Source organism: Methylobacterium sp. 88A (assembly GCF_000376345.1).
Classification (GTDB): Bacteria; Pseudomonadota; Alphaproteobacteria; order Rhizobiales; family Beijerinckiaceae; genus Methylobacterium; species Methylobacterium bullatum.
Genome location: NZ_AQVT01000001.1, coordinates 2084737 through 2102293 on the forward strand (window position 1 = coordinate 2084737; position 17557 = coordinate 2102293).

Consider the following 17557-nt stretch of genomic DNA (forward strand, 5'->3'; position numbering starts at 1 on the left):
CCGAAGCGACGGTGAGGAGCCATTCCGGATGAGACGCTATCGGCCCCGCCCCCTCACCCTCGGCTGCCGCCTCGCCGCGCCGACGACGAGGTCGTCGCGGCCCTCTCCCCGCATGCGGGGAGAGGGGATTGCCGGGATGGCTCGTGCAGGTGCTCTCGCCGTGGCGTTGATCGCGTCCCCCGCCCTCGCCGACGAGGCCCTGGTCACGGCGCAGGGGGCCAACATCCTCGCCCTGGTCGATCTCGACACGCAGGTCGTCACCGCCCAGATCCCGGTGGACGGGGCGCCGGCCGGCATCGCCCTGTCGCCTGATCGCAAGACCGCCTACGTCACCCGCCCCGAGGGCCACGGCCTCGCCATCGTCGATCTCGACGCCCGCGCGGTGACGGGCACGCTCGCCCTGCCCGGCGGCCCGCTCGGCGTCGCCGTCAATCCGAAATCTGGGGCGGTCTACGTGGCCGACTGGTACGGCAGCCGCATCTTCGTGGTCTCGGCCGACGGTTCCAAGATCGAGACCGAGATCCAGGTGGGCGCCTCGCCCTCGGGCATCGCGGTGACGCCGGACGGCGCCACGATCCTGGTGGCCAACCGCGAGGGCAATTCCGTCTCCCTGGTCGATGCGGCCACCGCCACCGAGACGGTGAAGATCCCGGTCGGCGAGCACCCGTTCGGCATCACCCTCGATGAGACCGGCACCCGCGCCTACACCGCCAACGTCATGTCGAACGACGTCTCCGTCATCGATGTCTCCGGACGGCGGGAATTCGGCCGGGTCACCACCGGCGAGCGGCCCTACGTGGTGGCGCTGACCGCCACGCGGGGCTTCGTCACCGACCAGTATTCGAACACCGTGACGGTGTTCAACCTGAAGACCCTCACCAACGTGGCGGCCATCGAGGTGGGCGACCATCCGGAAGGCATCGCCGCCTCCCGCGACGGCAGCCTTCTCTACGTGACCAACTGGGGCTCGAACACGCTGGGCGTCATCGACGCGACGACGCTCAAGGTGATCAAGGACATCCCGGTGCCGGACGGCCCACGCTCGTTCGGGGATTTTTTGCGGTAGGGGGCGCATCCCCGCCGGCGGCGCATTCACACATGTCGCGGGATGCGCCGCCCTACCCTCCTCCCCCTTGTGGGGAGGAGTTGGAGGTGGGGGTGGTCGGGCGACCCTCGACTTACGGAGGCTGGCGGAGCCACCCCCACTCCTGACCTCTCCCCAAAAGGGGGAGAGGGACGCAAGAGGGACGGACACCCGTCCTCCCTACGACACCAGCGACACCGCTCCGCTGCCATGCCGTTCGATCCGGCCGTCGAGTTCGAGTTCCAGCAGCGTCGTCTGGACGATGCGCACGCTGAGACCCGCCGCGCGGGCGAGATCGTCGGTGCCGATGGGGGTCGGGCTGAGATAGGCGATGAGGCGGGCGCGGTCGTCGGCGGGTTCCGCCTCCTCGGGCTCCTCCTCCACCTCGGGGGCCGGGCCGCCGATTCCGTCGAGCTCGTCCCAGAAGATCGGGGCGTCGGCGAGGTCGGGCCGGTCGAGGGCCAATTGTCCGGCCCCCTGTTCGAAATCCCCGCGCCCGAGCAGCGGCGCGATGGCGGAAGTGACGTGCTCCACCTCCGAGACCAGGGTCGCGCCCTGGCGGATGAGGTCGTTGGTGCCCTCGGCGCGCGGATCGAGGGGCGAGCCGGGCACGGCGAAGACCTCCCTGCCCTGTTCGAGGGCGAAGCGCGCGGTGATGAGCGAGCCCGAGCGCCGCGCGGCCTCCACCACCACGGTACCGTAGGCGAGGCCGGAGATGATGCGGTTGCGCCGGGGAAAGTCCCGGCCGCGGGGCTCCCAGCCCATGGGCATCTCGGCCAGTACCGCGCCGCCGGAATCGAGAATGCTTTCCACCAAGGCCTGATGATTGGCCGGATAGATCCGGTCATGGCCGCCGGCGAGCACCGCCACCGTCCCCGAGGCCAACGACGCCTTGTGCGCGCGGGCATCGATGCCGCGCGCCAGCCCCGAGACCACCACGAGGCCGGCCTCGCCGAGGCCCCGCGCCAGACGCTCGGTGAAGCCGAGGCCGGCGGCCGACGCGTTGCGGGAGCCGACGATGGCGATGGCGGGCCGGGAGAGGATCGCCGCCTGCCCCCGGATCGCGATCAGGGGCGGCGCCGAATCGGCGGCCTGGAGCAATTTCGGGTAATCGTCCTCGCCCATGGCCACGAGGCGGGCCCCGATCCTGGCCGCCGCCTCCAATTCGGCTTCCGCCTGCGCCCGCGTCACCGGCACGACGCGCTTGACCCCGCGCTTCGCGAGGTCCGGCAGGGCTTCCAGCGCCGCGCCGGCTCCGCCGAAGCGGTTGATCAGGGTCCGGAAGGTGCGCGGGCCGACGCCCTCGGTGCGGATCAGTCGGAGCCAGTCGAGGCGCTGGGCGGGGTTGAGTTGCATGCCCATGCCCCGGACCTCCCTCGACGGCCGATCGGGTCAGCCCTTCTGCCCGATCCGCCCCTCGGAGCCGTCGAGCAGTCGGCGGATGTTGGGAGCGTGCTTCCACCATAGCAGGATCGCGAGCACGAGGAAGAGCAGCGCAACCGCAGGCTGTCCCGCCGCCCACAGGACGATGGGTGTCGCGGCCGAGGCGGCGAGCGCCGCCAGTGACGAGTATTTCAACGTGAAGGCGAGGCCGAGCCAGATCGCCGCGAAGGCGGCGAGGCCGATGGGGCTGAAGGCGAGGAGCACACCAAGGAAAGTAGCGACTCCTTTGCCCCCCTTGAACCCGAGCCAGATCGGGAAGAGGTGGCCGAGGAAGGCGCCGAGCCCCGCCGCCAGAGCGGCGCCCTCGCCGAAGCGGGCGGCCACCAGTACGGCGAGGGTGCCCTTCAGCGCATCGCCGAGCAGGGTCGCGGCGGCGAGCCCCTTGCGGCCGGTGCGCAGCACGTTGGTGGCGCCGATGTTACCCGAGCCGATGGCGCGGACGTCGCCGAGACCGGCGAAACGCGTGACGATCAGCCCGAACGGGATCGAGCCGGCGAGATAGCCGCCGGCCAGACTCGCGAGCAGGAGCGGCCAGCCGGCATCGAGCAGAGGGGTCACGCCGCCGTCTCCGTACCCTGCACCGCCCGGAAGACGATGCGCCCGCCGACCATGGTCAGGATCGCCGCCCCCTGTAGCCGCGCCTCGTCGAAGGGCGAGTTCTTGGAGCGCGACTTGAGGCGCCGCTTGTCGAGCACGTAGGGCAGGTCGGGGTCGATCAGCACCAGATCGGCCGGCGCGCCGACGGCGAGGCGCCCGGCCTCGCGCCGCAGGATCGCCGCCGGGGTGACGGTGAGGGCCTCCAGCAGGCGCGGCAGAGCCACGTCGCCGGTATGGACGAGGCGCAGCGCCGCGCCCAGCAGGGTCTCGATGCCGAGCGCCCCGTCGGCGGCCTCGGCGAAGGGCAGGCGCTTGGTCTCGACATCCTGAGGATTGTGATCGGAGACGATGACGTCGATCACCCCCTCGTTCAGGGCTTCCACCAAAGCGAGGCGGTCGGTCTCGTGCCGCAACGGCGGCGAGAGCCGGCAGAAGGTGCGGTAATGGCCGATATCGCCCTCGTTGAGGACGAGGTTGTTCACCGAGGCGCCGCAGGTGACGGGCAGGCCGTCGTGCTTGGCCCGCCGCACGATCTCCACCGAATCGGCACAGGAGATCATCGCGGCGTGGTAGCGGCCGCCGGTGAGGCGCACGAGGCGGATGTCGCGCTCCAGCATCACCGTCTCGGCCTCCCGCGGGATGCCGACGAGGCCCAGCCGCGAGGCCATCTCGCCCTCGTTCATCACGCCCTCGCCGACGAGGTCGGGCTCCTCCACGTGCTGCATCAGCAGGGCGTCGAAATCGCGGGCATAGGTGAGGGCGCGGCGCATCACCTGGGCGTTGCGAACGGCCTTGAGGCCGTCGGTGAAGGCGACGGCGCCGGCCTCCTGCAGCAGGCCGAACTCGGTCATCTCCTGGCCGGCCAGCCCCTTGGTGATGGCGGCGGCGGGCAGGACGGTGACGCAGGCCGTGTCGCGGGCGCGGCGCAGGACGAAATCGACGATGGCCGGCCCGTCGATGACCGGGTTGGTGTCGGGCATGCAGACCAGGGTGGTGACCCCGCCGGCCGCCGCCGCCGCGCTGGCGCTGGCCAGGGTCTCGCGGTGCTCGGCGCCCGGCTCGCCGACGAAGGCGCGCAGGTCGATCAGGCCGGGGCTCAGGACATGCCCGCCGCAATCGACGATCTCGGCGCCCTCGGGGGCAGCCGGTGCCGCGCCCCAGGCGATATCGGCGATGCGGCCGTCGCGGACGAGGACATGGCCCGGCCCCTCGCGGCTCGTGGCCGGATCGAGGAGGCTGGCATGGGTGAGGAGGACGTGTCCGGTCATGGCCATCACGCGTTCGGCAGATGCGTCGCGAGGGCTTCGAGGACCGCCATGCGGACGGCGACCCCCATCTCCACCTGCTCGCGGATCAGGGATTGCGCCCCGTCGGCGATCTCGGACGAGATCTCGACGCCGCGGTTCATGGGTCCCGGATGCATCACCAGGGCGTCGGGCGCGGCCAGCGCCAGCTTCTCGGCATCGAGGCCGAAATAGCGGAAATACTCCTTCACCGAGGGCACGAAGGAGCCGTTCATGCGCTCGCGCTGGAGCCGCAGCATCATCACGATGTCGCAGCCCTCGAGCCCCTTGCGCATGTCGGTGAAGACCTCGACGCCGAAGCGCTCGATCCCGGTGGGGAGCAGCGTCGAGGGGCCGATGACCCGTACGCGGGCGCCCATGGCCTGGAGCAGGATGATGTTGGAGCGGGCGACGCGGCTGTGCAGGACGTCGCCGCAGATCGCGATCCGCAGCCCTTCGATCCGCCCCTTGTTGCGGCGGATGGTGAGCGCGTCGAGGAGGGCCTGGGTCGGGTGCTCGTGGGCGCCGTCGCCGGCATTGACCACCGAACAATCGACCTTGCGGGCCAGGAGATGCACGGCCCCGGCGGAGTGGTGGCGCACGACGATGATGTCGGGCCGCATGGCGTTGAGGGTGGCGGCCGTGTCGATGAGGGTCTCGCCCTTCTTCACCGAGGACGAGGCCACCGACATGTTCATGACGTCGGCGCCGAGACGCTTGCCCGCGAGTTCGAACGAACTCTGGGTGCGGGTCGAGGGCTCGAAGAACAGGTTGATCTGAGTGCGGCCGCGCAGGGTGGTGCGCTTCTTCTCCACCTGGCGGGAGAGGGACACGGCATCCTCCGCCCGGTCGAGGAGGGCCTCGATATCGGGGCGCGACAGCCCCTCGATGCCGAGAAGGTGCCGATGGGGGAAGGAGGCGGGTGCGACGGTCATTCTGAGACCATGGCTATAGGGAGGCGAACGGGGAGCGGCAAGGAGCGATGGGCCGGGGACCGGTCGCTTGCTGCCGCGGCGTGACGGGGGCGTGTAACCTTTCCGCCCCGTGGCTCGTAGTCTCCTTTAGAATGCGCCCTCCGGCTGACTCAGATGGGCGCGATTCGTGATCGAGGCCGGAGTCCGCCCCTTGGCAGCCAGCACGACGAGACGGCCCAACGAGCGGATCGAGACGATCCGCCGCCGCTGGGTCTTCCGCCACCCCGCGGTGATCCGGGCCGCCCACTGGATCAACCTCGTCTGCCTCGCCGTGCTGCTGATGAGCGGGCTGCAGATCTTCAACGCCCATCCGGCTTTGTACTGGGGCTCGGCCTCGACCTTCGACGCGCCGCTCCTTGCCGTCACGAACGACGAGACGGCGGAGGGCGCGGCGCGAGGAATCGTCAGGATCGGCGATCGCACGGTCGACACGACCGGCTGGCTCGGCCTCTCCACCGCGCAGGGCCAAACCACGGGCAGGGCCTTCCCCGCCTGGATCACCCTGCCGGCGAACCAGGACCTCGCCACCGGGCGCCACTGGCACTTCCTGTTCGCCTGGGCCTTCTTCATCAATGGGCTGGTCTATCTCATCTACGGCATCGAGAGCGGCCAGCTGCGCCGCCGGATCGTGCCTCAAAGAGACCAGTTGCGGAATCTCGGCGGCTCGATCCGCGAGCACCTCACCCTGACCTTCCCGAAAGGCGACGAGGCCCGGCGCTACAACACGCTGCAGAAACTGAGCTATTTCGCCGTCATCGTCCTCCTCCTGCCGATGATGCTGCTCACGGGCCTCGCCATGTCGCCGGGTTTCAACGCCGTGCTGCCCCTGCCCGCCCTGTTCGGCGGCCGGCAATCGGCCCGGACCGTCCACTTCATCGTCACGAACCTGCTCGTGCTGTTCACCCTCGTCCATGTGGCGCTCGTGCTGGTCTCGGGGGCCTGGAACAACCTGCGCGGCATGGTCACCGGCTGGTTCGTCATCGAGACCACCAAGACCTCCGATCCGGGCAAGACCTCCGATCCGGGCAAGACCTCCGATCCGGGCAAGACCTCCGATCCGGGCAAGACCTCCGATCCGGGCAAGACCTCCGATCCGGGCAAGACCTCCGATCCGGGCAAGACTTCCTACCCTGGCAAGACCTCCTATCCGGGGAAGGGCCGATGACGCGCGCTCCCAACCGTCGCGGCATCCTCACCGGCGCGGCCGGCCTGCTGGGTTCCGCCGTCCTCGGCGGCTGCGACCGCATCGCCGGCAGCGATTGGGGCCGGCGCACGCTGAAGCTCGGGGAGGATGCCAACCTGTTCGTGCAGCGCCTGCTTCTGACGCCGACCTCCCTCGCCCACGAGTTCGACGAGGGCGACATCTCGCCCCGGTTCAAGCCGAACGGGACGATCGACCCTCCGGACGACGGCTACAAGGCCCTGGTGCAGGCCGGCTTCGCGACCTTCAGACTGAGGATCGACGGCCTCGTCGAACAGCCGCAGGACCTGTCCCTCGCGGACCTGCGTGCCCTGCCCTCGCGGACCCAGATCACCCGGCACGATTGCGTCGAGGGGTGGAGCGCCATCGGCAAATGGACCGGCGTCCCGCTCGGCGAAGTCCTGACCCGGGCGAGGCTGAAGCCGAACGCACGCTACGTCATGTTCCATTGCGCCGACACGATGGAGATGGCCGGTGGCGGTCTCGAGGGCGGGGACGTGGCGGAGATAGAGGCTGGCGATGGCGGTCCGAACGGCCGTCCGATCCGGTACTACGAGAGCATCGACCTCACCGACGCCTTCCACCCGCAGACGATCCTGGCTTACGACATGAACGGCAAGGCCCTGCCCGTCTCGAACGGCGCCCCCTTGCGCCTGCGGGTCGAGCGCCAGCTCGGCTACAAACACGCCAAATACGTCATGCGGATCGAGGTGGTGGAGAGCCTGTCCGGGATCGGCGACGGCCAGGGCGGCTATTGGGAGGATCGCGGCTACGAATGGTATGCGGGGATCTGACGGGTACCGCATCTTGCAACGGCACCGCCTCCTCCCGATTTGACAACCCCGCGCCCTTGACCCACTTGTCCCCCGCAAAGCGCCGGGCCGGCCATGGTGCCAGGCCACGTTCGAAGTCTTGCACACAATCTGTGAGTCCCGGTGGGAGAAACCCCGCCGGCTGCGAGTCCCGGCGGCAGCTCGGGCGCTGACGAGAGGCTGATCCGCACATGAAAGTCGTCGTCGTCGAGTCGCCGGCCAAGGCCAAGACGATCAACAAGTATCTCGGCCGCGACTACGAGGTGCTCGCCTCGTTCGGCCATATCCGCGACCTTCCCGCCAAGGACGGTTCCGTCGACCCGGAGGCGGATTTCCGCATGCTGTGGGAGCTCGACGACCGCGGCTCGAAGCGCGTCTCGGAGATCGTCAGGGCACTCAAGGGTGCCGATGGCCTGATCCTCGCCACCGATCCGGATCGCGAGGGCGAGGCCATCTCCTGGCACGTGGTCGAGGCCCTCAACGCCCGCAAGGCGATCAAGGGCATGCCGATCGAGCGCGTGACCTTCAACGCCATCACCAAGGCGGCGGTGGACACCGCCATGCGCAATCCGCGCCAGATCGACCAGGCCCTGGTGGACGCCTATCTGGCGCGTCGCGCCCTGGATTATCTCGTCGGCTTCAACCTCTCGCCGGTGCTCTGGCGCAAGCTGCCGGGAGCCCGTTCGGCCGGCCGCGTCCAGTCCGTGGCGCTTCGCCTCGTCTGCGAGCGCGAGCGCGAAATCGAGACGTTCAAGCCCCGCGAATACTGGTCGCTGGTGGCGACCCTGGTGACCCAGGACGGCGCGGTGTTCGAGGCACGTCTCGTGGGTGCCGACGGCAAGCGCATCCAGCGTCTCGATGTCGGCAACGGCGAGGACGCCGCCGCGTTCAAGCGCGACCTCGAACTCGCCACGTTCCAGGTCGGCAGCGTCGAGGCCAAGCCCGCCAAGCGTCATCCGGCCCCGCCCTTCACCACCTCCACACTCCAGCAGGAGGCCTCGCGCAAGCTCGGGATGGCGCCGGCCCAGACCATGCGGGCGGCGCAGAAGCTCTACGAGGGTGTCGAGATCGGCGGTGAGACCGTGGGTCTGATCACCTACATGCGAACCGACGGCGTCGACATGGCCCCCGAGGCCATCGCCGACGCACGCCGCGTCATCGGCAAGGAATACGGCGAACGCTACCTTCCCGACGTCCCGCGCCGCTACAGCGCCAAGGCCAAGAACGCGCAGGAGGCCCACGAGGCCGTGCGCCCCACGGACATGAGCCGGCTACCCAAATCCGTAGCCCGCTATGTGGATGCGGAGCAGGCCAAGCTCTACGACCTGATCTGGACCCGCACGGTGGCGAGCCAGATGGAATCGGCCGAGCTGGAGCGCACCACCGTCGACATCGTCGCCTCCGTCGGCCCTCGTAGGATCGAGCTGCGTGCCACCGGTCAGGTGGTGAAGTTCGACGGCTTCCTCACCCTCTACCAGGAGGGCAAGGACGACGAGGAGGACGAGGACGGCAAGCGCCTGCCGCCAATGAAGGCGGGCGACGCGCTCAAGCGCGAGCGTATCGTCTCGACCCAGCATTTCACCGAGCCGCCGCCGCGCTTCTCAGAGGCCAGCCTCGTGAAGCGGATGGAGGAACTCGGCATCGGCCGGCCCTCGACCTATGCCGCCGTGCTGCAGACCCTGCGCGACCGTGAATACGTACGGATCGAGAAGAAGCGCCTGGTGGCCGAGGACAAGGGGCGCCTCGTCACCGGCTTCCTGGAAAGCTTCTTCAAGCGCTACGTCGAGTACGACTTCACCGCCGATCTCGAGACCCAGCTCGACCGGGTCTCCAACGCCGAGATCGACTGGCGCGAGGTGTTGCGCGATTTCTGGAAGGACTTCTCGGCCGCGATCTCCGGCACCAAGGAGCTCCGCGTCACCGAGGTACTCGATGCCCTGAACGACCTCCTCGGGGCGCACATCTTTCCCGAGAAGGCGGACGGCTCGAACCCGCGCACCTGCCCGACCTGCGGCTCGGGCCAGCTCTCGCTCAAGCTCGGCAAGTTCGGTGCCTTCGTCGGCTGCTCGAACTACCCCGAGTGCAAGTACACCCGCCAGCTCGCGGCCAACGCCGTTGAGGGCGAGGGCGACGGCACCTCCGGCGGCGGCCAGCCCGGCACGCGGGTGCTCGGCGACGATCCGGTCACCGGCATGTCCGTTACCCTGCGCGACGGGCGCTTCGGTCCCTTCGTCCAGCTCGGCGAAGCCTCCACCGACAAGGAAGCGCCCAAGCCCAAGCGTTCGTCCCTGCCGAAGGGATTGAGCCCCTCCGACGTCGATCTGGAGAAGGCGCTGCGTCTCCTCGCCCTCCCCCGCGAAGTGGCGAGGCACCCCGAGAGCGGCGAGCCGATCCTGGCCAATCTCGGCCGGTTCGGTCCTTACGTGCAGCATGGGAAGATGTACGCCAATCTCGGCCGCGACGACGACGTGCTGGAGATCGGCGCCAACCGCGCCATCGACCTCATCGTCGCCAAGGAGCAGGGCGGCGGACGCCGCGGCCCTGCCTCCGATCCCGGCCGGGCGCTCGGTAACCATCCCGAGACCGGTAAGGCCATCGTGGTGAAGTCGGGCAAGTACGGCCCCTACGTCACCGACGGCACCACCAACGCGACGCTGCCCAAGACCCTGGCGGCCGAGGACATCGCCCTGCCCCAGGCGCTGGAGCTGATCGCCGCCCGCGAGGCGGCGGGCGGCGGCAAGAAGAAGGCCCCGGCCCGCAAGACGGCGACCAAGACCGCCACCAAGGCGGGAACGGCGAAGGCTCCCGCCAAGAAGGCGGCGGGGACCAAGGCGGCAGCCGGGACGGCGGCGAAGAGCACGGCGACCGCTGCCAAGACGAGCACTCCCAAGACCACCACTCCCAAGACCACCACGGCAAAGAAGCCGGCGGCAAAGACGGCCGCACGCAAGAAGGCTTGATCCGTCGACTCGTCGAGGATGGGCGTCGCGGCTCTCTCCCCGCATGCGGGGAGAGAGGATGCGCTTTCACGAGCGACCGGGACAAGGACCGTTGAGCGTTATGGCCCTGGACGCCGGGGCGGATTGCGCTATCGCTCGCGCCCGAGGAAACGGCGAGACACGGGCGGCCCTACGCGATGCGCTCTCTGAAGGTCCGGTTCGCGCTGCTGCTCGGCGGCGCCGCGTTGCTGGTGATCCTGGCGGCGCTCGGGGTGCTGGGCTCCATCGGCGCGGCCGAGCGCACCATCGACCGGACGCTCGCGGCGCAGGCGCGGCTCGAACTCCTGGTGGAACTGTCCGGCCGCATGACCCAGTACGGCCTCGCCGCGCTGGAGACGGTGAGCAACCCGGACGCCCAACCTGAAGGGCTCGCCATCGCCCGCACCAATGTCGACCGGGCGCTCGTCGCCGTCGACGAGGCGCTGGGCAAGAGCATCGCCGTCAGCGACGATCCCCTCGACCGGATGCAGTATGCCGCGCGCACGCGGCCGCTGGCCCAGCTCCGCTCGGCCCGCGCCATCCTCGACCGGCAGGTCTCCCAGGTCCTGCGCCAATCCGAGGAGGATCAGCGGCGCAATTCCATCCGCGGCGCCCTGAACGGGTTCGGCGCCATGACCGGCCAGCCGCTCTCCTTCCTCATCGAGGTGGAGCGCCGCTCGATGATCGCGGGTTCGGACGAGGCGCGCCAGCTCTCAGCGACCCTGCGGATCGCGTCGCTCGCCGCCGTCATCCTGGCACTGGCCCTGGTCTTCGTCCTGTACCGGGCGGTGACTCGGCCGACCTTGGCGCGGATCGAGGCGGTGCGCCAGGCGGCGGGTGCCGTCGGGCGCGGAGAGCTCGACACGCGCCTCTCGGTGGCGACGCGGGACGAGCTCGGTCTGCTGGTGGCGAATTTCAACCGCATGGCCGCACGCCTCGCCCGGCGCGAAGGGCGGCTCGCCGCCGACCGCGCCGCCCTCGAGGACACGGTGGAGGCGAGGACCACCGACCTGCGCGCCGCCAACGAGCGCCTGGAGGCGGTGGACCGCTCGCGCCGGCGCTTCTTCGCCGATGTCAGCCACGAGCTGCGCACGCCGCTCACCGTGATCCTCGGCGAATGCGACATCGCCGCCCGCTCGGCAGGCCGGGCGGGGGTCGATTACGCCCCGGTCTTCGCCACCATCCGCAAGCGGGCCCTGCGCCTGCAGCGCCGGGTCGAGGATCTGCTGCGGGTCGCGCGCTCCGAATCCGGCCAGATCGAGCTCGACCGGCGCGCCGCAAGCGCCCTCGCCATCCTCACCGACGCCGTGGACAGCGCCGCCTCCGAGGCGGCGCGCCGGCGGGTGAGCCTCATCCTCGACCCCGCCCCCCGCGACGCGACGCTTCTCGCCGACCGGGAATGGCTGCGGCAGGTGGTGGAGAGCCTGATCGACAACGCCCTTCGGCACGCCACTGGGCTGACACGGGTGGTGGTCGCACTCGCCGTCGACGAGGCACGTTCGGCCACGATCACGGTGACGGATGACGGGGCTGGCTTTCCGGCGGCCGGGGCGGACCTGTTCGAACGCTTCCGGCGGGAAGGCCATTCGGGGGAATCGGGCTTCGGCATCGGCTTGGCACTGGCGCGCTGGGTGACGGAGCGCCATGATGGAGCAATCAGCCTCGGGGCCGGCGAGGACGGGACGGGCGCGCGCGTGACGCTCGTCCTGCCCGTCCTCGACCTCGATCCCGAGGATGGACAAGAAACGAAGCGGAAGGACGGCGCCGCATGACGCGAGTGCTCATCGTCGAGGACGACAGCGACATCAGGGCCATGCTGGCGCGGGGCCTGGAGGCCGAAGGGTTCTCCGTAGGGGTGGCCGGCTGCGTCGACGACGCCCTCACCTCCGCCCGTGACGAGGCACCCGGTGCGGTCGTCCTCGACATCACCCTGCCCGACGGGTCGGGCCACGACGTCTGCCGCTCCCTGCGTGAGGGCGGCTATCCCGGCCCGATCCTGTTCCTCTCCGCCCGCGACGAGGTCCGCGACCGGGCCGAAGGCCTGGCGCTCGGGGCCGACGACTACATCGTCAAGCCCTTCGTCTTCGACGAGCTGCTGGCCCGCCTGCAGACGCACCTCCTGCGCCGCAAGGAATCGGACCAGCCGCGCACCATCGTCACCGCCGGCAAGCTCGTTCTCGATCTCAACATCCGGCAGGTCTCCCTCGGGGATGCGACCGCGCGCCTCACGCCCCGCGAATCGGAGTTGTTGGCCCTGCTGATGGACAAGGCCAACCAGCCGGTGTCGCGCGGGGACATCTTCGACAAGCTCTGGGCCGGCCAGGGCGGCCTGTCGCTGAATGTCGTCGACGTCTACGTGGGTTACCTGCGCACCAAGCTCTCGGATTTCGTCCGCTTCGGCGGTCCGGTCATCGTCACGGTGCGGGGGCGCGGCTTCATGCTCGACCTGCGGGGCCAAGATTTCCGCCATTGAGCGTGATGCGTTTTCTCGCCGTATCGCGGGACGATCCGGCAATTTATCGCTTGAAGAGTCCGGTGGAATTGTCGATATAGCTCCCGCGACAGAAATGACTGCGCCGTCAGTGTCTTAGGATCTCCTTAATACGAGATCCGGATGCTGCTGACGTCCAAGAAACATACCGAGGAGAAACACCATGACCTGGGCTGCCCCCGTCGTTTCCGAGATCTGTGTCGGCATGGAAGTCACCAGCTACGAGTCGGCTGAGATCGACACCTTCAACTGAGATATCGCGTCGCGCGTGAGGATCGAGGCAGCGCCGGTTCAGCCATGCATGTCGTGATCCTCGGCTCGGCCGCGGGCGGCGGCCTTCCCCAGTGGAATTGCCGCTGCCCCATCTGCTCGCTCGCGCGGGAGGATTCCTCCAGAGTGCGCCCACGAACCCAGTCGAGCATCGCCGTGTCGCCCGATGGCGAGCGGTGGCTCCTGGTGAACGCCTCCCCGGACATCCGGCAGCAACTCTTCGACAATCCGGCGATGCATCCGCAGGAGGGCCTGCGTCACTCGCCGATCCATGCCGTGCTCCTCACCAACGGCGATGTCGACCACGTGGCGGGGTTGCTGACCCTGCGCGAGGGCCAGCCCTACACACTCTACGCCACCTCCGGCATCCTCGATTCCGTCAACGCCAACCGGGTCTTCGACGTGATGGCGGCCGACGTGGTGACGCGCGAGAAGATCGCGCTCGACCACGCGTTCGAACCGGTCCCCGGCCTCACCGTCACGCTGTTCGCGGTGCCGGGCAAGGTGCCGCTCTGGCTCGAGGACGAGACCATGGAGATCGGCGCCGAGACCGAGACGACGGTGGGCGCGATGATCGAGGCGAATGGGCGCCGCCTCGCCTACATTCCCGGCTGCGCGCGCGTCACGGACGGGCTGAAGCAACGCATCTCGGGCGTCGATGCGCTTCTGTTCGACGGGACGGTGCTCCTCGACGACGACATGATCCGCGCCGGGGTCGGCGTGAAGACCGGATGGCGCATGGGCCACGTGCCGATGACGGGACAGGGCGGATCGATCGCGGCGCTGGCCGAGGTGGAGATCGGCCGCCGGGTCTTCGTCCATATCAACAACACCAATCCGGTGCTGGTAGAGGGCTCCGCCGAACGGAGATCTGTGGAGGCCGAGGGCTGGACAGTGGCCCATGACGGGTTGACCCTGTCGCTCTAGCCGAATGCACGGCTGGCATTTTAATGCCGCCGCCTTATATTGTGTCCAATAGGATTGCGCGCTTGTCGTCCGTGGCCTTCACGGGGATCGTCGCTATCTGTAAGAAAAGTTCCGACCGTCGCCCTTCGTCGAAACGCCGAGCCACGCCATGACCGCGCCCTTTCCCACGCCCAAAACCGACGCGTCCCAGCGCCTGCTCAGCCCCGAGGAACTCGAGACGGCGTTGCGCGACATCGGCGCACGGCGCTATCACAACCTGCATCCGTTCCACCGCCTGCTGCACGACGGCAAGCTGAACAAGGATCAGGTCAGGGCCTGGGCGCTCAACCGCTATTATTACCAGGCGATGATCCCGGTGAAGGACGCCGCCGTGCTCGCCCGCATGGAGGATGCGAGCCTGCGACGCGTGTGGCGCCAGCGCATCGTCGACCATGATGGCGACGCGCCCGGAGACGGCGGTATCGAGCGTTGGCTGAAACTCGCCGAGGGCGTCGGTTTCCGTCGCGACTACGTGGAATCGACGCAAGGGATCCTGTCGGCGACCCGCTTCTCGGTGGATGCCTACGTGCATTTCGTGAAGGAGCGCTCGCTGCTGGAGGCCATCGCCTCCTCGCTCACCGAGATGTTCTCGCCGACGATCATCTCCGAGCGCGTGGCCGGGATGCTGAAGAACTACGATTTCATCACCAAGGACACGCTGGCCTATTTCGACAAGCGCCTGACCCAGGCCCCGCGCGATGCGGAATTCGCCATCGACTACGTCAAGCAGCACGCCACGACACCCGAACTGCAGCGTCAGGCCATGGCCGCGCTGACCTTCAAGTGTAACGTGCTCTGGACGCAGCTCGACGCGCTCTACTTCTCCTACGTGGCTCCGGGCATGACCCCGCCGGATGCCTGGACGCCCGGCACCGGCCTCGTCGCCGAAGTGGCGCAGGCGGCCGGCACCGGCACGGTCCGGTCGGGCGACGTGCCACGCCTGCCCCGTGGCGTGCGCCTGCGCCACGACGAGGTCCGCGGTCAGCATGTGCTGCTGGCGCCCGAGCGCACCTTCGACCTCGACGCCAATGCCGTGGCGGTCCTGTCGCTGGTCGATGGCCAGCGCAGCGTGCGAGACATTGCGGTGAAGCTCGCCGAGACCTTCACCGCCGACCCGGACGTGATCGAGGCCGACGTCCTGGCCATGCTCAACGACCTCGCCACGAAACGGGTTCTGGAGCGATGAACGCCATCACGCCGAATACCCCTTCCCTGCCGGCTCCGGTCGGGCTCCTCGCGGAGCTGACCCATCGCTGTCCCCTGCGCTGTCCCTATTGCTCGAACCCGCTCGAACTCGACCGGCGCTCGGGCGAACTCGACACGGCGACGTGGCAGCGGGTGCTGACGGAGGCGGCGGGTCTCGGCGTGCTGCATGTCCACCTCTCCGGCGGCGAGCCCACGGCCCGCAGCGACATCGTCGAGATCACCCAGACCTGCGCCAAGCTGGGTCTGTATTCCAATCTCATCACCTCGGGCGTCGGCGGTGCGTTGGCCAAGCTCGACGCCCTCTACGATGCGGGCCTCGACCATGTGCAGCTGTCGGTGCAAGGCGTCGACGCGGCCAACGCGGAGAAGATCGGCGGCCTGAAGAACGCTCAGCCGCAGAAATTCGCCTTTGCCGAGCGCGTGACGCGGCTCGGCCTGCCGCTGACGCTGAATTCCGTGATCCACCGTGGCAACATCCACGAGGTAGAGGGCTTCATCGATCTGGCCGTCAAGCTCGGCGCCAAGCGCCTGGAGGTCGCCCATACCCAGTATTACGGCTGGGCCTATGTGAACCGCGCCGCCCTGATGCCGGACAAGGCCCAGGTCGATCAGTCGATCCGCATCGTCGAGGCCGCGCGCGAGCGGCTGAAGGGCCAGCTCGTCATCGATCTCGTCGTTCCCGATTACTATGCGAAATACCCGAAGGCCTGCGCCGGCGGCTGGGGCCGCAAGCTGATGAACGTGACGCCGGCCGGCAAGGTGCTGCCCTGCCACGCCGCCGAGACCATCAAGCATCTCGAATTCTGGTACGTCTCCGACCATTCGCTCGCCGATATCTGGGCGAATTCCCCCGCCTTCACCGCCTATCGCGGGACGGACTGGATGAAGGAGCCGTGCCGCTCCTGCGATCGGCGCGAGAAGGATTGGGGCGGCTGCCGCTGCCAGGCGCTGGCTCTGGCCGGCGATGCCGCGGCCACCGACCCGGCCTGCTCGCTTTCTCCGCTCCATGCGAAGGTGCGGGAACTCGCCACGGAAGAGGCGGCCGAGACGCCGCCCGATTATGTCTACCGGACGATCGGCAGCAACGTGGATCGCGCTGCGCCGCCGCCCCTGAAAGAGGATGCTCCCCTGTGAAGCCCGTTCTCGTCGCGTTCGCCCTGTCGTTTGCCGGTCTGCCCGCCCTGGCGCAGGGCACGCCCCCGGCAGATGCCCCCGCCGTGACCAAGGCCAACACCGCCACCCCGCCCAATGCCTCGGACCTGCTGTTCGAAGAGCCGCAGATGAAGAATGTGGCGCCGGGCTCGACCCTCACCTACGCGTATCTCCGGCGCAGCGGCATCTCCAAGGGTCCGTTCGGCCCGACCATGGACGACCAGATCAAGCTCAGCATCGAGCCGGGCGGGGCGCCGGAGAACCGGACGATCCGCGTGCAGATGTTCTCGGGCGCGAACCGATTCCCCGCCGGCCCGTTCAACGACATGCCCGGCAACCCGGTGATGACGCTCTTCCTCGAGCATCACCTCATCGACCTCGCCAAGGTGCTCTCGGCCAACCCGCGCTACATCAAGAACGGCATCCGCAAGGCCCTGCGCGACAACGCGACCGTGACCGCGACGACCGCCACCGTGAAGGGACAGACAGTGGATGCCTGGCGCGTGGAAGTGCAGCCCTTCCTCGACGACAAGATGAAGGACCGCATGCGCGGCCTCGAGAACCTGAAATACACCTTCGTGACGTCGCCCGCCGTGCCCGGCGAACTACTCTCCATCGAGGCGCAGTCGAAGACGGCGGATGGCGGCGAACTTCTCCAGGAGAACCTGACCTATGATCCGAACGCTGGTTAAAGGCGGCTTTCTCGCCCTCATGCTCGGCCTCGCCGGCGCTCCCGTCCAGGCGGCAGACAGCGAGAACGACTACCCCACCGAGGCGCGGGCGGATTACGTGTTCGGCTGCATGGCGGCCAACGGGCAGTCGCGGGAATCGCTCTCGCGCTGCTCCTGCTCCATCGACGCCCTCGCCTCGATCCTCACCTATGACAAATACGTCCAGGCGAGCACGGTCCTGTCCATGCGCCAGGGCATCGGCGCCCGTTCGAACGAGTTCCGCTCGACGAAGGTGTTCGACGACAAGGTCGCGGATCTGCGCCGCGCCCAGGCCGAAGCCGAGATCCGCTGCTATCGCGGCGGGGTGTGACCGGCTCGACCCCTCTCGGATACGGCGATCCCACCTTCTCCCTCATCCCGAGGTGACAC

General features: G+C 68.8%; 15 protein-coding genes and 1 pseudogene. 12 read left to right on the forward strand and 4 right to left on the reverse strand.

All coding sequences use genetic code 11. The features are described from left to right. Positions 1 to 136 precede the first annotated feature (136 nt). Positions 137 to 1066, forward strand: a complete 930-nt coding sequence (locus A3OM_RS0109880) for a beta-propeller fold lactonase family protein (RefSeq protein ID WP_018043594.1) — start codon at positions 137 to 139, stop codon at positions 1064 to 1066. Positions 1067 to 1264: 198 nt separating this feature from the next. Here the strand turns inward: A3OM_RS0109880 and dprA are convergent, their stop codons facing one another. The 4 genes from dprA to A3OM_RS0109900 are packed head-to-tail and all read right to left on the reverse strand — an operon-like array spanning position 1265 to position 5342. Next, positions 1265 to 2440: a DNA-processing protein DprA gene (gene dprA / locus A3OM_RS0109885; protein ID WP_026175895.1), complete on the reverse strand. Its 1176-nt coding sequence runs from the start codon at positions 2438 to 2440 to the stop codon at positions 1265 to 1267. A 36-nt stretch (positions 2441 to 2476) separates the two neighbouring features. After that, positions 2477 to 3085 (reverse strand): glycerol-3-phosphate 1-O-acyltransferase PlsY, encoded by a 609-nt coding sequence (gene plsY, locus A3OM_RS0109890; protein ID WP_018043596.1) that lies wholly within the window; start codon positions 3083 to 3085, stop codon positions 2477 to 2479. After that, positions 3082 to 4392, reverse strand: coding sequence for a dihydroorotase (locus A3OM_RS0109895; protein ID WP_026175896.1), 1311 nt, complete (start codon positions 4390 to 4392; stop codon positions 3082 to 3084). The genes plsY and A3OM_RS0109895 overlap by 4 nt, the downstream gene beginning before the upstream one ends. Positions 4393 to 4397: 5 nt before the next feature. Further along, the gene (locus A3OM_RS0109900; RefSeq protein ID WP_018043598.1) at positions 4398 to 5342 is read right to left on the reverse strand and encodes an aspartate carbamoyltransferase catalytic subunit; all 945 of its coding nucleotides are present in this window, start codon (positions 5340 to 5342) and stop codon (positions 4398 to 4400) included. 190 nt (positions 5343 to 5532) lie between these two features. On the opposite strand from A3OM_RS0109900, the pseudogene A3OM_RS0109905 reads away from it, so the two are divergent. From A3OM_RS0109905 to A3OM_RS0109955, 11 genes and pseudogenes are all read left to right on the forward strand, one after another. Further along, positions 5533 to 6396 (forward strand): annotated as a pseudogene (locus A3OM_RS0109905) (cytochrome b/b6 domain-containing protein); the annotation flags it as partial. A 146-nt stretch (positions 6397 to 6542) separates the two neighbouring features. Next, positions 6543 to 7376, forward strand: a complete 834-nt coding sequence (locus A3OM_RS0109910) for a molybdopterin-binding protein (RefSeq protein WP_018043600.1) — start codon at positions 6543 to 6545, stop codon at positions 7374 to 7376. Positions 7377 to 7585: 209 nt separating this feature from the next. Continuing rightward, complete coding sequence (gene topA / locus A3OM_RS0109915; RefSeq protein WP_018043601.1) at positions 7586 to 10354, forward strand: type I DNA topoisomerase; 2769 nt, start codon at positions 7586 to 7588, stop codon at positions 10352 to 10354. 176 nt (positions 10355 to 10530) lie between these two features. After that, the gene (locus A3OM_RS0109920) at positions 10531 to 12144 is read left to right on the forward strand and encodes a HAMP domain-containing sensor histidine kinase (protein WP_018043602.1); all 1614 of its coding nucleotides are present in this window, start codon (positions 10531 to 10533) and stop codon (positions 12142 to 12144) included. Next, positions 12141 to 12845 carry a response regulator transcription factor gene (locus A3OM_RS0109925; protein ID WP_018043603.1) on the forward strand — a complete coding sequence of 235 codons (705 nt, stop codon included), beginning with the start codon at positions 12141 to 12143 and terminating at the stop codon, positions 12843 to 12845. The genes A3OM_RS0109920 and A3OM_RS0109925 overlap by 4 nt, the downstream gene beginning before the upstream one ends. A 181-nt stretch (positions 12846 to 13026) precedes the next feature. Further along, the gene (gene pqqA, locus A3OM_RS23765) at positions 13027 to 13116 is read left to right on the forward strand and encodes a pyrroloquinoline quinone precursor peptide PqqA (RefSeq protein ID WP_018043604.1); all 90 of its coding nucleotides are present in this window, start codon (positions 13027 to 13029) and stop codon (positions 13114 to 13116) included. A 44-nt stretch (positions 13117 to 13160) separates the two neighbouring features. Beyond that, a complete protein-coding gene (gene pqqB / locus A3OM_RS0109935) occupies positions 13161 to 14060 on the forward strand; it encodes a pyrroloquinoline quinone biosynthesis protein PqqB (protein WP_018043605.1) in 900 nt (299 codons plus the stop codon). 148 nt (positions 14061 to 14208) lie between these two features. Further along, the gene (gene pqqC / locus A3OM_RS23770) at positions 14209 to 15285 is read left to right on the forward strand and encodes a pyrroloquinoline-quinone synthase PqqC (protein WP_018043606.1); all 1077 of its coding nucleotides are present in this window, start codon (positions 14209 to 14211) and stop codon (positions 15283 to 15285) included. Next, positions 15282 to 16439 carry a pyrroloquinoline quinone biosynthesis protein PqqE gene (pqqE, locus tag A3OM_RS0109945; protein ID WP_018043607.1) on the forward strand — a complete coding sequence of 386 codons (1158 nt, stop codon included), beginning with the start codon at positions 15282 to 15284 and terminating at the stop codon, positions 16437 to 16439. Before pqqC ends, pqqE begins: the two co-directional genes overlap by 4 nt. Beyond that, positions 16436 to 17149 carry a hypothetical protein gene (locus A3OM_RS0109950; RefSeq protein ID WP_018043608.1) on the forward strand — a complete coding sequence of 238 codons (714 nt, stop codon included), beginning with the start codon at positions 16436 to 16438 and terminating at the stop codon, positions 17147 to 17149. The genes pqqE and A3OM_RS0109950 overlap by 4 nt, the downstream gene beginning before the upstream one ends. Before the next feature lie 19 nt (positions 17150 to 17168). After that, a complete protein-coding gene (locus A3OM_RS0109955) occupies positions 17169 to 17498 on the forward strand; it encodes a hypothetical protein (protein WP_018043609.1) in 330 nt (109 codons plus the stop codon). Positions 17499 to 17557 lie beyond the last annotated feature (59 nt).

What these genes read in the sequence shown, in the direction of transcription:
- A3OM_RS0109880 (WP_018043594.1), top strand. Translation starts at nt 137, where the DNA reads ATGGCTCGTGCAGGTGCTCTCGCCGTGGCGTTGATCGCGTCCCCCGCC.
- A3OM_RS0109925 (WP_018043603.1), top strand. Translation starts at nt 12,141, where the DNA reads ATGACGCGAGTGCTCATCGTCGAGGACGACAGCGACATCAGGGCCATG.
- pqqC (WP_018043606.1), top strand. Translation starts at nt 14,209, where the DNA reads ATGACCGCGCCCTTTCCCACGCCCAAAACCGACGCGTCCCAGCGCCTG.
- dprA (WP_026175895.1), bottom strand. Translation starts at nt 2,440, where the DNA reads ATGCAACTCAACCCCGCCCAGCGCCTCGACTGGCTCCGACTGATCCGC.
- pqqA (WP_018043604.1), top strand. Translation starts at nt 13,027, where the DNA reads ATGACCTGGGCTGCCCCCGTCGTTTCCGAGATCTGTGTCGGCATGGAA.
- A3OM_RS0109895 (WP_026175896.1), bottom strand. Translation starts at nt 4,392, where the DNA reads ATGACCGGACACGTCCTCCTCACCCATGCCAGCCTCCTCGATCCGGCC.
- topA (WP_018043601.1), top strand. Translation starts at nt 7,586, where the DNA reads ATGAAAGTCGTCGTCGTCGAGTCGCCGGCCAAGGCCAAGACGATCAAC.
- A3OM_RS0109910 (WP_018043600.1), top strand. Translation starts at nt 6,543, where the DNA reads ATGACGCGCGCTCCCAACCGTCGCGGCATCCTCACCGGCGCGGCCGGC.
- A3OM_RS0109955 (WP_018043609.1), top strand. Translation starts at nt 17,169, where the DNA reads ATGCTCGGCCTCGCCGGCGCTCCCGTCCAGGCGGCAGACAGCGAGAAC.
- A3OM_RS0109920 (WP_018043602.1), top strand. Translation starts at nt 10,531, where the DNA reads ATGCGCTCTCTGAAGGTCCGGTTCGCGCTGCTGCTCGGCGGCGCCGCG.
- A3OM_RS0109900 (WP_018043598.1), bottom strand. Translation starts at nt 5,342, where the DNA reads ATGACCGTCGCACCCGCCTCCTTCCCCCATCGGCACCTTCTCGGCATC.
- pqqB (WP_018043605.1), top strand. Translation starts at nt 13,161, where the DNA reads ATGCATGTCGTGATCCTCGGCTCGGCCGCGGGCGGCGGCCTTCCCCAG.
- pqqE (WP_018043607.1), top strand. Translation starts at nt 15,282, where the DNA reads ATGAACGCCATCACGCCGAATACCCCTTCCCTGCCGGCTCCGGTCGGG.